A 15,422-nucleotide genomic window follows, 5' to 3' on the forward strand; every position below is an offset into this window, starting at 1 on the left:
CATGGAAAAGTTTGTAAAGGTTAATTTTTTAGGTGCCTCTGGTGTAGTCACAGGGTCAAAATTTTTGTTAGAAACCTCAGAGCAAAATATTTTGATAGACTGTGGTATGTTTCAAGGTCTAAAAACGTTGAGAGAACTTAACTGGTCTAATCTTCCTATCGATGTTAAGTCCATTGATATTGTACTTTTAACGCATGGACATTTAGACCACGTTGGCTATTTACCAAGACTTTTAAAACAAGGCTTTAGAGGTAAAATTGTTGGTACAGCACCTACACTTGCTATTGCCGAAATTATTCTAAAAGACAGTGCTAAAATTCACGAAGAAGAAGCAGAAAAAGCCAATAAAGAAAAGTACACCAAACACAAGCCTGCTTTACCGTTTTATACCGTTGAAGAAGCAGAACAGACTATTAAATTATTTCATACAGAAGAAGATGATAAATGGATTTCATTGACTCAAAACATCTCATATCGCTTTCAATACAATGGTCATATCATTGGTGCCACATTTATAGAATTGGATATTAATGGTAAACGGTTTGTATTTTCTGGAGACATAGGACGCACTAACGATTACTTACTCAAAAACCCTAAAACACCAGAATGGGCAGACTACTTATTTATTGAAAGCACCTATGGCAACAAGTTACATCCAGAAGAGGACGTAGAAACTATTTTAGAAGACATCATCAAAGAAACAATTAATAAAAGAGGTAATCTCATCATCCCTAGTTTTGCGGTAGAGCGTTTGCAAACGTTAATGTTCATTCTATGGCAATTATATAAGCAACGAAGAATCCCAGACATTCCTATTTTTATAGATAGTCCAATGGGCAACAATGTTCTCAATGTCTTTAAAAGATTCCCTAACTGGCATAGGTTAACAACTGAAGAATACTACGCGATGTGCAATCATGTAAACATCGTACAGTCTTACAGAGAAACTTGGGAAACTATAGATGATAAACGCTCTAAAATTATAATTGCGGGTAGTGGTATGGTTACAGGTGGACGCGTACTCACATATTTACAACAGCTTATAGATGAACCTTCAACTACTGTACTTTTGGTTGGTTACCAAGCCGAAGGTACCAGAGGACGACAACTAAAAGAAGGTGTACACGAAATTCGGTTTTTCGGAAAATACTATCCAGTTAAAGCCACAATAAAAACTATTGAAAGTTTATCGGCACATGCAGATCAAGAGGATTTACTTAATTGGATGAAGAATATTAAAAACATTCCAGAAATGGTTTATCTTATTCATGGAGAGCCTACAGCCTTAGATGTTTTTAGGACTAAAATTAAAAGTACTTATGGTTGGCATGTGAAAATTCCAAAATTGACTGATGTAGAAAAGTTAATTATTTAATTTAAAAACAACACGCTTCAAACTGATTAAAATCATTTCAGAATCACCATTAGCTCAGTAAATTAGAAACAGTAAAATCGAAGTTTAACACTAAAAATTTAGAGCTATGTCACTAATTAAATTTAACAACAGACGACGCTTGTTCCCTAGTTGGACAAATGAAGGCTTAAAAAATTTTTTAAGCAGCGACGATTTCTTTAACAACGACTTTTTTGAAGAAGATAGCTTAATGCCAGCTATGAATGTTAAGGAACACGATGATGATTTTGAAATAGAGTTTGCAGCTCCTGGTTTCAATAAAAAAGATTTTGAGGTCACTATAGATGATAATATTCTTAACGTGTGTGGTGAGAAAAAACATGAAACAGAAGAAAAAGAAGAAGACTTTACACGCAAAGAATTTAGCTATAACTCTTTTAAAAGATCTATAACCCTACCTAAATCTGTTAATACAGACCAAGAGGTTAAGGCCACCTATAAAAATGGTATCCTTAAGCTTAATCTTCTTAAAAAAGAAGAGGCTAAAACACAACAACCGAAAAAGGTTGAAGTTATCTAAAATCTCTTAATTAAGCAGAGTGTATGTTTTTTTTGAACTCTACACTCTGCTATTTTAAACTTTTGAATTATGAAAACGATACATACAAATGCCAAACACACCAAATGGTTAAGTGCTGATGAAATGCACTTTGAATCTAAAAAATGGCTTTCAGAATTAGAATTTTGTAAAGAAGAGCAATGGTTTTTTGAAGACTTGATTCGTTCGTATACACTTCAGATTTTAGACAACAATCATTTTGAAGAAAGTAAACGGTTAATCGATAAACTCACTAAAATTGTTGAACAAACCGAGACTTTAATCAACGCTGTTAAGTCTCATGAAAAAGAACTATCAATTATGGTAGACGGTATAGACCAGATTAAAGAAGAAACAGCCTATAAAAAAGAACATCGCAATCTTACTGAGCTCGTAGAAGAGTTTAGAAAACGCTACAGAACCACAAAAGCTAAACTTTTTAACCTTATAAAAATGGTTATGAAAGAAGGTAAGCAAAACCGATTATTAGATAAGAAATAGACCATTATGAAAACACTTATCATTCTACTTTTAGCAGCACTTGTAAGTAGCTGTACCTCAACGCAACTAAGCGATAGCTGGAAAAATCCGGAGATAGAATCCTATGCTCCTTCTAAAGTTTTAGTTGTTGGCATTACATCTAATATTGAGGCCAAGCAAAAATTTGAGAATAAACTCAAAGAAGAATTCTTAATGCGAGGTACAGATGCTTACACAAGTTTTGAAGTTTTTCCTAAATCTTTTAAAACCGAAAAGCTAAACCAAAATGAATTAGACAGTTTGGAACAACAACTTTTACAAAGTGGGTTTGACACTATCATTTTTTCAAAAATAGTAGGCTCTGAAGATAAAATAGCATATACCAAAAACTTTGATGTATACGATGAAACCTTTATAAAATTTAAAGAAGATTATTTAAGATATCAGGATAGTTTTTACAATCCTGAGTATTATGAAGAATATAAAGTATATCATGCAGAAACCTCTGTGTTCTGTATCTGCCCAACCAAAGAAAGAGAATTGCTGTGGAAAGGTTCAATAAACATAGTAGACCCACAATCTATAGACAAAACCGTAAATGATTATATAGAATTAATGATTGAAGCCTTAGAAACTGAGCAGCTATTAAACCCAATCGCATTGAGTAAACAAAAGAAAATAAGCTAAAACGTTAGTTTTTTAGAATTAAACCTTCTAATATATCGCCAACATAATATGAAACCACTGCAGCTAAAGCACCAAGAATTAAGGTTTCTGAAATACCCTTTAGCTTACTGGTCTCAGTAACATAGGTTTTTAAAAACCCTATCACTATAAAAGCTATTGAGGTAAAGATGCTCGTCCAAAGAAAAAGATTTCCTGAAAACGTACTAAAGTAATCCCAAACGTAGATTAACAACGGAATTAAGCCTATAAAAATAAAAGACACATACGTTACAAATCCCATCATTAAAGGCGACTTGGTCTCTTCAGACATCATTAACTCATCTTTCATCATAACGTCTACCCAACGATCTTTATCTGCTGTAATAGTATCAACAACTTGTTGTAAAAGCTCACCCTCAAAGCCTTTTGCTCTATAAATATCTTCAACTTCTTTTCGCTCTAAATGAGGAACATTTTCTACTTCCCAATACTCTATCGCCTTATGTTTATTGTAATTATCTTTTACGGATTTAGATGAAAGATAAGCACCAACAGACATGGCAAAACCGTCAGCCAATAAATTAGCAAAGCCTAAAATTATGATAATGGTATTGTCTAAACCAGCACCCACAGCACCACAAACCACAGCAAAAGTAGTTACAGCTCCATCAATACCTCCGTACACAAATTCACCTAAATATGCCTGGTATTTATGAAACCACGTGTTTTTATTATGAATAGTATTTTCTTCTAAATTCAAAATAATTAAGCTATTATTTAAACATGAAAGACTAACAAAGGGGCTCTTAGTTTTTTACTAATCGCCGTTGTTGATGAACCGGTAAAGAACCTTTCGAAAAGACTTTCTTTCTGAACCATTAAAGCAATTAAATTTATACTATGTGTTTGTGTATATGAGTTTACGACATGATCCATAGACGCGTCGTTAACAACATGATATTCGTAGCTAAAACTGCTTAGATAGGTTTCAATGTGTTTTTGATCTTTAAGTTCCTCTGTTGAAACTTCATTGTTTGGCTTTATCCTTAAAATATGTAATTTTTTAGAATGCTTTTTTGCAAAGGTTAAAAGATTTAAAAACGCATCACTACTAAGAGAATTATTCAAATCTAGCGGTAATAAAATTTCTTTTGGTGAGGCATATTCAAAATCCTCGGGAATAGCTAGTGTAGAGCAAGCAACCTTTCTAATAACATTAATAGTATTACTGCCAAAAATTACTTCTTTAGCACCTGTAACACCATTGGTTCCCATAACGATTAAGTCAATGGCTCTAGATGCTACTACCTGATTAATTGAATCTATAAATACATCATGATCAATAAGCATTTCAAATTTATAATCTTCATGATTAGATAAAGCTTTTAAATCTGTAACAATTTTTTTTAATCTGCTCTTAGGCTTTTTAACCAGTGAATCGTAAATACTTTTATTTCCACTTGCCATTAAATCATCCGTTAAAAAGGTATTGGCAACTTCAACATGTAATACGATAAAATTGCAAGTAGTACCGCTAAACAACTTTAAAGCGTAGCGTAAAGCATTAACAGAATTATCTGAAAAATCAGTAAGTAATAATATATTTTTCATAACTAAATTTAATAATCATTATCTAAATTTAGCATGATTTTAGTCATTCTTTTTTGTTATTTACACGATGATAAACATAAGAGCCACAAACTTTTTTAATAGGCATCATTACTATTGATAAAAAATAAAGCTCCAAAAATGGAGCTTTATAACTAACACAAAATTTAAAATTGCTGTAAGAATATCTATACTATAACTCTACAATCAATTTAAGTAAGTTTATTTGATACTCAAATTCAAAGAAAACACTGTTATGGAAGTTGTTCCCGATCCTGTAAGTCTTTGTCCCCAAATTTCGATGTAATCATTTGGCGCAAGCTCAACAGTTCCTGATATTGAATTACTAGATATATCGGACGTATTATTTACACGCATTAGTGTATTAGTCTCAGTTAATGTGTTTGAACCATTTTTTCTGATGAAAAAAGCATAAAAATCACCAACACCAGAGTTACCTCTAATGGATAAAGCTGCATTTACTTGAAATGTTCTCGTTTCTTTACCCGTATAGGTTATTCTGTTGTCTTGAGTTGACATCGTTCTTAAATCATTTACCAAGGTCGTGGTATTAGAGTTACCGTTTCCACTCAAATTTAAAGGACTATTATTTGTAATATTTTGAACAAAACCTGTTGTAATAGTACCGTCATAATAAATATTACCACCACTAACCTCATCAGATTCAACGGGTATTCCAGGACAGTTTACGTTCCATGCATTATTAAAGTTATATCCTGTATATGACCCTACGGTATACCCATCAACATACTGCGTACTCGTACCCGAAAAACTGACATCTGATAAAACAGCATTTAATACGGTTGGATTACTACTTACGTCTATACCCGAAGCAGCTCCATTCAAAACCATAAAACCGCCTTGCTTTTGAATAAATTCAAAAGTACCTGTGTACGTTTCATAAGTTCCAGAATTATTGGATTGCCATCCTGTATTACTAATTAAAAGATCAGTAATATCTGTATATGTAAGCCCATCAGAATTATTTAGAAATTGAATGATACTAAAAAATACCATTTTGAAACCAGAAATGGTACCAACTGCATTAGAATTTGCAATAACAGCATCTCTTACAATTAGATTTTCAGAAGTTGTTCCATTAAGTGCAAAAACCGTCCCACTAGGAGCAGAAAGGGTTACGTTCTTTATCACACCACCTTTTGTACTAGAAAACATGGTTCCACCGGTTTTAACTAAGACGTCCTCATACGTGTCCATACCAGATACAAAGGCATTATTAAGATTTATAGGATAAGCTAAATTTATAATTCCATTTATTTCATAGAAGGTGTTTTCATCTAAGAGATACTCTGTACCTCCACCATTGGTTAGCTCGTCACTCAAGTCGGAGACAGATTTAATTAATTTATGATTATTTCTGACTTTAGAATCAATTTTAGTCCATTGACTGGTATCATAGAAATAGAAGGCATTATCTGTAGTATCAAATACCAATAAGCCGTTTGCAGGGCTTGTAATAGCCAATCGTTGAACACTCGTCATTCTTGGTGCTAGTAATCCTTTTGATGTAGAATTAATATCGAGCATCGAAGATGCATCTGGTGTTAAAGTTCCGATACCAACTTGTGCCATAGCACTATAGCTGGTTAACATCAAAACCAAACATTTGATTAAAATTAGTTTAGAATTAAGCTTTTTCATAATTAGTAGGTTAAAATTTTTGTAGTTATTTGGGTATTTTCTGTTTTTAATAAAATGACATAAACGCCTTTACTTTCGGTAAACGGAATACTAATCCTTTCTTTATCGTTTATACCATTTACCTTCGTTAAAACCAATTGTCCTAGTGTATTATAAATCTCTATTTTATCGATAGTTGCTCGTTGGTAATTATAAATTTCAATTGCATTTACACCATTATAGTACACTTTGGGTTTAGACATAGTATTCTCTTCTACATCTAAAGCACTCATTGGCAGAAAAGCTAGCGAATAGCGATTATAGAAATCCCCTTGTTGCGGATTAAATTCATAATTAGCGTCTGTTAAATCGTATTCGGTATTCGTATAATTGTCTCGCAGAAATATAGGATGATCAAAGTTCTCAAGAGCATCTATCATTATGCTGTGAATACCTGTTTCGGAAACTTTTAGTGCTAGATCAAATTCCATTTGCTCGTTAAAATCTCCAACACCTTGAATGGCAAATGGACTGTTTATATTATCTTCTATTACAAAGAATAAATCATCTTCCCTTAATCCATTTATTAGAGCATCATAACCATGGTTGAAATTCTCGTTTGCCTGTGAGTTGGGCATGAAGCCCAATAATAACTGTCTATGAAAACCTTCAGGATCTTCGTAACCAATTCTTATGTATTTATTTGTATAAGTCGTACTCTCGCTATTTCGATAGAATGTGGTTTCAGAAGCGCTTTCGGTTTTAAAAATTCTTTGGGCATTATTAAACTGAATTGTACCAGAGTTTGAGGCTTGAACAAAAAAGCCCTGACCAACGGATACGTATTGAGAAGGAGCTGTTACTGTCCCTGAATTACCGATTCCGCTTATTAAAGACGATGCTACAGATGGTGTTACACCACCTGTGAGGTTTCTTACGGCATAACCACCCAGATAATCCGTTAAATAGTGTGTGTTAGACCCTCCATCTACCCAAAAGTAAAGCGCATCAACAACACTAGCATTATCAGTTAAAAATTGCTGAGCATCTAAAGCTGATGGATACGGATTGCCTAATAAAGCACTTTCACCAGAGTTTATACTAAAACTGTAATCACCATTGTTTGCATCACCATAAAATACGTAATTCTGTTGAGATGAAGATGCACCAGTACCTTTCATTGTAAACCCTTGTCCTGGGCTGAGGGCTGAATTTTCATCTATAGACAACCAATCTGCATACGTTCCGTTACCCATAGCGTATGTGTAAAGCCAATATTTGTTAATGGTAAGTGGTGTAGTAACATTTCCGCTGCCATCGGTAACAGATGGTAAACCATTGTAAGGAAATCCATTGTTAAAACCCACAGGTTGCGGACTGAATGGATTTAGGCTGGCATCTGTACCATCAAAAACACACGTAGAAATAGAGAAATCTCCTGTGCGATTTACTGGTGAAGACCAATAATTAAATCTGTGAACCGAACTATCACCTTGTTGATCTATAAGTAATTTTCCAGATCCAATGGTGTTGATGTCTAATCCTGAGTTAGCCTGAATTAGTTGTGACTCACCCAAAAGTCTTAAATCACCATTTTTAATATGTAGAGAATTCCCAAGATGTAATCCTATTGCATCTGCAATAGACAATCCTTTTGCTGATGGTGATGTCATATCAACCTCTAGATTGTAAAAGTTGATTTGATTTGTTGACCCTGTAATTTCTTGATTATCGTTGGTAATACTCTTAAAAAATGTTGTCCCACCATTTGCAGTCGTAGTACCATTATTTACAAAATTTGAATTGAGATAAAGATTACCATCAGAATTATGATTCCCTGAGTTCTCATAATTAGACGTGAAGCTTACTTCTGTACCTGAAACAATTTTAAAATCGCCGAGATTACTTATTTGCGCTATAACCTGCTCTTGAAATAATAGCAAGAGCATTATTATTATTATTATGGTAGTTTTTTTTGTCATGTCTAAAGTTTTCTTCAAGATGTTTTCTTATACTGCATGTTGCTCAAGTGTTCTTCGTACACCTTAGCAAACTTTTCTACTGTTAATGGTTTACACAAGTAACCAGCACATAGCGTATTATTTTTAGCTTTGGATATGTCTTCTGCATACAGTGATGAGGTTAACATATAAATTTTAAATTTTGTGCTTTGTCCATTAAATTGTCTTTCTACCTTTTCTAAAAATTCAAAACCATCCATTTGTGGCATATTTATATCCACCAGTATCAGTTCTGGTACAGCCAACACATCAGACCCACAGTCTTTATGGCATAATTCAAGAAAGTAAAGTGCAGAATCACCATTAGTAAAACTTCTGGTTTTTATCTCTGGATTATATTTTTCAATAATCTTTTTTGTGACAAATAGATCGATTTTATTATCGTCTACTATCATAACGTTTCTAATCATTTCGGTTTTATTTTTTTTGATTTGGGATTGCTATTTTAAAAGTTGTACCGACACCTAATTGGCTATCTACTGAAATAGAGCCTTGCAAGTCTTCAACAATACATTTTACGATATATAGACCAAGTCCAGTACCTTGTTTACCTTCGTTACTGGCTCTATAGTATATATCAAAAACTTTATCTTTATTTTTATCACTTATACCAACGCCATTGTCTGATACGATTAGTTGTACCTGATTATTTATCTGTTTTACATCGATATTAATTTTGGGACAAAAATCATCACTTGGTGCTTTACTGTAAATGATGGCGTTTTGAATGAGGTTCTGTAATATTGAACAAAACAATTCTCTGTTTGATAAAAATCTTTTGGTCTGCTCAATTTCAATATGAAAATCGATATGCTCGTAATTATCTAGCCCACTTAACATTTTTAATACTTTGTTAATTTCCTTTTCAAAGTCTATAATGTTAAGTTCATTTTTCTTTTCAGAAATAGAGGCAGCAAAGGCAAGATTATCAAATAGAAGTTTTCCTTGGTCTAATGTAGTGCTGAGCATTTCTAAAAGCTCTTTGGTACTGTCATCTATATCTTCATGTTTTATTAACTCAATTAGGCCTTCTGCAGAGGATATAGGAGCTTTTAAATCGTGTGCAGAACGGTATAAAAACAACTCTAAATCTTGTGTTTTTTGTATTAAACGTTTTTCTAGCTTTTTTCGCTTAGAAACATCGAGCATTATAGCGGAGAAATAACGATCCTTGCCACAATACCATTCGTGAATAGTCAGTTCGACCGGAAACTCTTCACCATTTTTTTTAAACCCAACTAGTTCAGTGGTTTCACCTCTTGTATGACCACCTGTGGTTTCTTTAATTTTTAAGAGTTCTTTTATGCCTTCTTCTAGATACTTTTTTGAAATGAGCATAGTCAAAGACCTACCTATAACCTCTGATTCTGTATAACCAAATGCTAGTTGTGCACCCTTGTTCCATTCTTTTATAGTACCATCTTCATCAGTGACAATGATGATACCAAACTCACACGACTTTAAAACAGCTTTATATTTGGTTTCGATGTCCTTAAGTCGCTTCAAAATTCTTACATCTTTTGTTTTTACCTCTGTAGTGATATTAGCATGCGTAACTTCTCCAGACTTGTTAAATACGGGCTCTATATCTGAAATGTAAAGCTGACTACCAGAACTACTGGCGCAAGATGTAAATTGAAAATCTAAAGGCATTTTATTAGAAAAGACTTCTTTTATTTTAGACCTGATAGCATCGTGATAATCCTTATCTAAGAAATCATATACGTAAGATCCCACAATACTATCGTAGTCTTTACTTATTTCGTTATCTGTTGCTCTTAAGATTTTTGCTCTACTATTGATGGCTATAGTTATGTCACTAATATTTTTAATTGCGACTCTATTTTCCCTTACTCTTGTGTCAGAAATATTTTGAAGCTCGTAATAATCTGTAATGTTTTCGTAAATAGAAATATATTTCTGATTATCGTTTTGGGACTGCATAGGATATAGTGCCGTTTCTAACCAAAGATTCTTAGAATCGTTAGATTTATGGCACAAAACACCCTTCCAAGAATGACCGTTATTTATGGCACTCCACAATTCCTTATATACCTTATCAGTACTCAGATGAGACTTTAAAATATCGTTTCCGTAGCCAAGAATAGAATTTTTTGGTTTACCGATAAGATTGCAGTAGTTATCGTTTGCATAAATTACACGACCAACATTATCTGTAATGGTAAATGTTAAGTGCGACCCTAGCACCTTTAAAACCTCAAGACTAATTTCTTCGAATTTTATTTTTTCAAGTTTTTGTACTTTCATTTTCCTATATCATTATCCTCTGCACAATACTCCATAGCTTTATTTACATCTTCAAAAATTCTAAATGGTTTGTGAGGTTCATAAATTCTTTTAAAAGCGAGCACTAGCAGTTTACTCTGTAATGTATTTATTACAAATGCTTGACGTGTTGTATTTTGTTGAAAGGCTTCATTGTTGCTAATTAATTTAACCGCCTCTACGGAAAAACTTCCTACCACATTTCTCAGATCTACTACCATAGGAACACTTCTACCCTCAGTAAGTTGATGTATGGTTTTTAGATAATTGACAACATCCTTTTCCATCAATTTATAGCTCATACTTGTATTCAAAAATTGACAAAACAGAATCCCTTCATCGATCCATAGTCTCACGGTTTCAAAATCATATATTGTTGTAATTGGCACGTATAAATAATTTGTTTGTAGTCTCTATTGCCAATGCTGTGCCAATAATAAAATTTTAACAATTAAAAATTATTAATCAACTGATTTACAGATATTTATTTTTTTTAATTAAAAAACGAAGCCCACGATGTGTCGTGGGCTTTTGTTGCTGTAAAATACAATTTACGAAATACCGTGATTAGGATTTTAGGATTTAATGACTCCCAGCTTTTTCATCCTATCCCTAAGTGTACTCGGCTTTATATCTAAAACCTCTGCTGCACCATTGGGACCATCTATTTTCCAATTACATTTTTTTAATGTTTGTTTAATGTGTAACCGTTGTACCTCATTAAGGCTTAGCGCTGTTAAATCTATTGGACTTTCATTATCTGAGGTAATAAATCCTGGCACAAATAGGGAGCTCTTGTTACTTAAAATCACTGAACGTTCTATAAGGTTTTCTAATTCTCTTATGTTACCTGGCCAATCATAGTTGTAGAGAGCATCTCTGGTTTCTTGCGAAATAAGTTTAATATCTTTTCCGTACTTCTTACAGAACTTGTTGACAAAATGCTCTATTAAAATAGGTATATCCTCTTGGCGCTCTCTTAAAGGCGGTACATGAATAGGAAATACATTAATTCTGTAATATAAGTCTTCTCTAAACCGCTTATTTTTTACTTCATCTTTTAAGTTTCTGTTGGTAGCGGTGATTATCCTTATATCTACCTTATGGATCTTTGAATCTCCGATAGGTTCTATCTCAAACTCTTGTATAGCTCTAAGTAGTTTAGGCTGCATTTCTAAAGGTAATTCTCCTATTTCATCTAAGAAAAGCGTACCACCATCTGCAAGCATAAATTTTCCAATCTTATCACTAAATGCACCAGTAAAAGATCCCTTTTTATGCCCAAACAACTCACTCTCAATTAATTCGCTTGGTATTGCAGCACAGTTTACCTTTATTAATGGCTTTTGTTTTCTATCACTATTATTATGAATAGCTCTTGCAATTAATTCTTTACCTGTGCCTGTTTCACCATACAGAAAGACTGTAGCGTCAGTGTTTGCAACACGTTCTACTTCTGTTAGTACATTACTAAATATAGCACTGCCATAAACCATTTCTTCATAATTGAAGACCAAATCAATCTCTTCCCTCAAATACACATTTTGGTGTTCTAAATCTTGTTTTAGTTTGTTAAGTTCTGCTAAAGATGATGTTAATTTTTTGTTTGTATGCTCAAGTTCTTGTTGAACTTTTCTACGCTGGTTGTGCTCTAAGGCTAGAGAAATAACACTTGCAATTGTAGTTACAAATTGTTCATCTTCAGGAATCCATTGTCTTTTTTGTCCGATTTGTTCAAAACATATCACGCCAAAAGGCTGTTCCGTTCCCATAATGAAAGCATCGAGCATTGACTTTATATTAAATTTATTTAGATATTGAGCTTTATATTCTTTGTTGATGACATTATCTGTAGCAATATCATATACCGATATTATTTTCTGTTCATGCAATTCATCAAAATAGTTAGGGTAATTTTCTGTCTTTAGAACATCATGGTTTAAAAATTCCTCTTCTTCCGAATGGTATGCTTTTAGACATTTTATTTTAGCTTTATCATCACTAAATTTCCAAACACTAACGCGATTTACGTCTAGTACATTAGCTGAGATTTTGGTCACCGCCTTTAAAAACTCATCAAAATTTTCGTCTTTTAGATTGAGTAATTCTAAGATGGAATTCTTTTTTTCCCTAGCTTTTATTGATTTAGCGATCAAAGAATTTTGATGCTTAACCTGTTCAGAAATATCAACAGCTGTTGAGGCATAACCTAAAAGCTCATTATTTTCATCTAAGATTTCGGTTGTAGAAATACGAACCTGAAAGCGCTCTCCATCAGCTCTTTTAAAGGTAAGTTGGTCTCTACTTAGCTCACCTGCTAAAAATATTGAAAAGTATTCTTTAATATTGTCATATTCTTCTGGTGGCCAATGTGGGAAAGGTGCTTTTTTATTAATTACGTCTTTTTCTGTGTAACCAGTTAATTCTTTAAAAGCTTTATTGATTCTTATACACTTTAGGTCTTTGTCGAGTATAAAAACGGCCTCATAAACGCTTTCTAAAAGACGATCTGAAAAATTTGTTAATACCTTAAGCTCTTTGGTAGATTTTACGAGATCGCTTATGTCAACAATAGAGGTTAGCACTAACTTGGAATTCTCATTTTCCAATAATTGAAACGTTGCAAGCCCATAGGCTTTCTCGTTACTTTTGCGATTGATTTCTATTCTGTATGACCTTATCAAAACCGACTCGCTGAGCATCTCTTGCAGGTTTTCTAAATGTGCTGGATTTATAATGTTTAGTTCTATGCCTGTTTTACCAAGTACCTCTGAACGATTGTGACCTGTAAATTTCTCCCAGGATTCGTTAACATCTAAAATGACGCCACTTTCATACTCTGATAGAGCCTTCGCGGCAGGACTAGAGTTAAATATTTCTGAAAAATATTCTTCTTCGAAACCGTATAGTTTTCCTGTGCGCTGGTTATTTTTATGCCGATCTTTCATGTTAACATTTATTTAATTAGTGGGAAACTGTACCGCACAATTAGTGTTACTGTGCTCCTAATATTTGGTATACTTGCGCTCAATATAAAATACGATTTTTTTTTGGATTTAGATGACTGAATACTAAATAATTATAACCTTCATAGACAATATTGAAGAGAAGATGTTAGATATATTTTGTGTTAAGCATATTACTTAGACTTCCTTAACAGAAGTACTTAATGAAAATCATTAAGCATCAACTGATTAACTTTTGACGTTCTGATTCCGTATAATCAAAAAGCCAATAGCTTAGATAAACTATGTTGCAAAACGGATGAATATATACTTTGGTAGTTATTTTTCATTTGGGGCACAATGTAAACTATTTCTAAGTTGATACGTTCGTTTAAACCGGATAAGTCAATTAAAAAAGCCAAATATCGAATTGAATATTTGGCTTGTTGTAGCGGGAACTGGACTCGAACCAGTGACCTTCGGGTTATGAGCCCGACGAGCTACCTACTGCTCTATCCCGCGATATTGGACTGCAAATATACAACGCTTTTTAGTATTGACAAGTTTTTATACTAAAAAAAGTGCTCATTTTATTTGAACACTTTTTCTAACTCATTTATATGGCAAACCGTAATATTAATCGTCATCCTCTTCAGTATCTAATGTTGCAAGCGCACCTTTCATGTTTACTTCGTCTAAATCAAAGTCAACAATATTTGGTAATTTATCCTTTAAAGCTGCATAATTTCCTTTAAAGCCATTATTACTTAATAACAATGTTTTTAAATTTGATAGCTCAGCTAGTTCACCTGGCAAATTTCCGTAAAACGCATTATTAGATAGAACCAACTCTTCTAGTTGTTTTAACTCACCTATTGAAGACGGAACGGTTCCTAAGAGACTGTTGTCAAATAAACTTAAGACCTTTAAGGATTTTAGATTAGAGATACTTGCAGGTAGCCTACCTATTAATTGGTTACTACTTAATATCAAATATTCTAGGTTAGATAAATCACCTATAGAACTAGGAATCTCACCAAAAAAATTATTATTATACAATTCTAATGTTTTGAGGCTTTCCATTCTACCTATATCCGATGGTAAAGCACCTGAAAAGTTGTTAGAGAACAATTGAAGCGTCTCTAAATTACTCATATTTGTTAATGATTTAGGTAATTCACCTTGTAACTTGTTAAAGGCCAGGTTTAATGTTTTAAGAGATGTTAACTCTGAAATTTCGCTGGGTAACTCACCATTGAGATTATTGAAGCTTAAATTAATAGCTACAACTTTATCGTCTTCAATGGTTAAGCCATACCACTCAGTTATTGGTTGGTCTAAGTCCCAAGATGTGTTCCAAGCGTCTCCGTTGGTTGTGTTGTAAAGTGCTACTAGTGCGTCTTTTTGACTTTGAGATACGTTGGCGAATGTAAATGCAGAAAGCAAGCAACATAGTAGGGTTAATTTTAAAGTTTTCATAATAGCTAGATTTTGTGGAGGGGCACATAAACTATTCGAATATAGATACTTATGCTGTGAACTGCAAATTTTTTCGACGAACTACATAGTGTAAATTTTTAAAATACTGATTTACAGATATTTAACACTTTCTACTGTTCTAGGTTTTCAGCTTGAAAATTGACTATTTGTTGTGCTTCTACAGTTACTGATATTTGAATAGGATTACAACAAATTTCACAATCCTCAATGTAAGTTTGCTGGTTTTGAGACACATCTATTAGCATAGAAATTTGCTCCCAACAATAAGGACATTGAAAAAAGTGTTCTTCCATTTTTAACCG

At 33.2% G+C, this 15,422-nt stretch carries 14 protein-coding genes and 1 tRNA gene; 4 read left to right on the forward strand and 11 right to left on the reverse strand.

Going from position 1 to position 15,422, the window contains the following annotated elements:
* The first annotated feature begins 1 nt into the window (after window position 1).
* The 4 genes from FC091_RS05225 (at window position 2) to FC091_RS05240 (ending at window position 3,119) form a co-directional block, all read left to right on the forward strand.
* The gene (locus FC091_RS05225; RefSeq protein ID WP_138433219.1) at window positions 2-1,375 is read left to right on the forward strand and encodes an MBL fold metallo-hydrolase RNA specificity domain-containing protein; all 1,374 of its coding nucleotides are present in this window, start codon (window positions 2-4) and stop codon (window positions 1,373-1,375) included.
* 106 nt (window positions 1,376-1,481) lie between these two features.
* Window positions 1,482-1,934: an Hsp20/alpha crystallin family protein gene (locus FC091_RS05230; protein ID WP_138433220.1), complete on the forward strand. Its 453-nt coding sequence runs from the start codon at window positions 1,482-1,484 to the stop codon at window positions 1,932-1,934.
* A 69-nt stretch (window positions 1,935-2,003) separates the two neighbouring features.
* Entirely contained in the window at window positions 2,004-2,453 is a 450-nt protein-coding gene (locus FC091_RS05235) for a hypothetical protein (protein ID WP_138433221.1), read from the forward strand.
* Window positions 2,454-2,459: 6 nt separating this feature from the next.
* A complete protein-coding gene (locus tag FC091_RS05240) occupies window positions 2,460-3,119 on the forward strand; it encodes a hypothetical protein (protein WP_138433222.1) in 660 nt (219 codons plus the stop codon).
* A 4-nt stretch (window positions 3,120-3,123) separates the two neighbouring features.
* On the opposite strand, the gene FC091_RS05245 is transcribed toward FC091_RS05240, so the two are convergent.
* The 11 genes from FC091_RS05245 to FC091_RS05295 form a co-directional block, all read right to left on the reverse strand.
* On the reverse strand, window positions 3,124-3,858 hold the full coding sequence (locus FC091_RS05245; protein WP_138433223.1) for a VIT1/CCC1 transporter family protein: 735 nt from the start codon (window positions 3,856-3,858) through the stop codon (window positions 3,124-3,126).
* Window positions 3,859-3,875: 17 nt separating this feature from the next.
* Complete coding sequence (locus FC091_RS05250; protein WP_138433224.1) at window positions 3,876-4,709, reverse strand: universal stress protein; 834 nt, start codon at window positions 4,707-4,709, stop codon at window positions 3,876-3,878.
* 219 nt (window positions 4,710-4,928) lie between these two features.
* On the reverse strand, window positions 4,929-6,389 hold the full coding sequence (locus FC091_RS05255; RefSeq protein WP_138433225.1) for a cell wall anchor protein: 1,461 nt from the start codon (window positions 6,387-6,389) through the stop codon (window positions 4,929-4,931).
* 2 nt (window positions 6,390-6,391) lie between these two features.
* Window positions 6,392-8,350, reverse strand: coding sequence for a T9SS type A sorting domain-containing protein (locus FC091_RS05260; protein WP_246035803.1), 1,959 nt, complete (start codon window positions 8,348-8,350; stop codon window positions 6,392-6,394).
* Between the two features lie 14 nt (window positions 8,351-8,364).
* Window positions 8,365-8,799, reverse strand: a complete 435-nt coding sequence (locus FC091_RS05265; protein ID WP_138433226.1) for a response regulator — start codon at window positions 8,797-8,799, stop codon at window positions 8,365-8,367.
* Window positions 8,800-8,806: 7 nt separating this feature from the next.
* On the reverse strand, window positions 8,807-10,657 hold the full coding sequence (locus FC091_RS05270; RefSeq protein ID WP_138433227.1) for a sensor histidine kinase: 1,851 nt from the start codon (window positions 10,655-10,657) through the stop codon (window positions 8,807-8,809).
* On the reverse strand, window positions 10,654-11,064 hold the full coding sequence (locus tag FC091_RS05275) for a DUF7793 family protein (protein ID WP_138433228.1): 411 nt from the start codon (window positions 11,062-11,064) through the stop codon (window positions 10,654-10,656). The genes FC091_RS05270 and FC091_RS05275 overlap by 4 nt, the downstream gene beginning before the upstream one ends.
* A 186-nt stretch (window positions 11,065-11,250) precedes the next feature.
* Complete coding sequence (locus FC091_RS05280; RefSeq protein ID WP_138433229.1) at window positions 11,251-13,623, reverse strand: sigma 54-interacting transcriptional regulator; 2,373 nt, start codon at window positions 13,621-13,623, stop codon at window positions 11,251-11,253.
* A 446-nt stretch (window positions 13,624-14,069) separates the two neighbouring features.
* Window positions 14,070-14,142 (reverse strand) — tRNA-Met (locus FC091_RS05285).
* A gap of 114 nt (window positions 14,143-14,256) precedes the next feature.
* Window positions 14,257-15,099 (reverse strand): leucine-rich repeat domain-containing protein, encoded by an 843-nt coding sequence (locus FC091_RS05290; RefSeq protein ID WP_246035804.1) that lies wholly within the window; start codon window positions 15,097-15,099, stop codon window positions 14,257-14,259.
* A 131-nt stretch (window positions 15,100-15,230) separates the two neighbouring features.
* A complete protein-coding gene (locus FC091_RS05295) occupies window positions 15,231-15,413 on the reverse strand; it encodes a CPXCG motif-containing cysteine-rich protein (protein ID WP_138433230.1) in 183 nt (60 codons plus the stop codon).
* Between the last annotated feature and the right edge of the window lie 9 nt (window positions 15,414-15,422).

This window comes from Winogradskyella algicola (assembly GCF_005869935.1).
Taxonomy (GTDB): domain Bacteria; phylum Bacteroidota; class Bacteroidia; order Flavobacteriales; family Flavobacteriaceae; genus Winogradskyella; species Winogradskyella algicola.

Coding starts and splice junctions, on each gene's coding strand:
- FC091_RS05255 (WP_138433225.1), bottom strand. CDS start 6,389: ATGAAAAAGCTTAATTCTAAACTAATTTTAATCAAATGTTTGGTTTTG.
- FC091_RS05270 (WP_138433227.1), bottom strand. CDS start 10,657: ATGAAAGTACAAAAACTTGAAAAAATAAAATTCGAAGAAATTAGTCTT.
- FC091_RS05230 (WP_138433220.1), top strand. CDS start 1,482: ATGTCACTAATTAAATTTAACAACAGACGACGCTTGTTCCCTAGTTGG.
- FC091_RS05250 (WP_138433224.1), bottom strand. CDS start 4,709: ATGAAAAATATATTATTACTTACTGATTTTTCAGATAATTCTGTTAAT.
- FC091_RS05235 (WP_138433221.1), top strand. CDS start 2,004: ATGAAAACGATACATACAAATGCCAAACACACCAAATGGTTAAGTGCT.
- FC091_RS05240 (WP_138433222.1), top strand. CDS start 2,460: ATGAAAACACTTATCATTCTACTTTTAGCAGCACTTGTAAGTAGCTGT.
- FC091_RS05280 (WP_138433229.1), bottom strand. CDS start 13,623: ATGAAAGATCGGCATAAAAATAACCAGCGCACAGGAAAACTATACGGT.
- FC091_RS05225 (WP_138433219.1), top strand. CDS start 2: ATGGAAAAGTTTGTAAAGGTTAATTTTTTAGGTGCCTCTGGTGTAGTC.
- FC091_RS05295 (WP_138433230.1), bottom strand. CDS start 15,413: ATGGAAGAACACTTTTTTCAATGTCCTTATTGTTGGGAGCAAATTTCT.
- FC091_RS05265 (WP_138433226.1), bottom strand. CDS start 8,799: ATGATTAGAAACGTTATGATAGTAGACGATAATAAAATCGATCTATTT.
- FC091_RS05290 (WP_246035804.1), bottom strand. CDS start 15,099: ATGAAAACTTTAAAATTAACCCTACTATGTTGCTTGCTTTCTGCATTT.
- FC091_RS05260 (WP_246035803.1), bottom strand. CDS start 8,350: ATGACAAAAAAAACTACCATAATAATAATAATAATGCTCTTGCTATTA.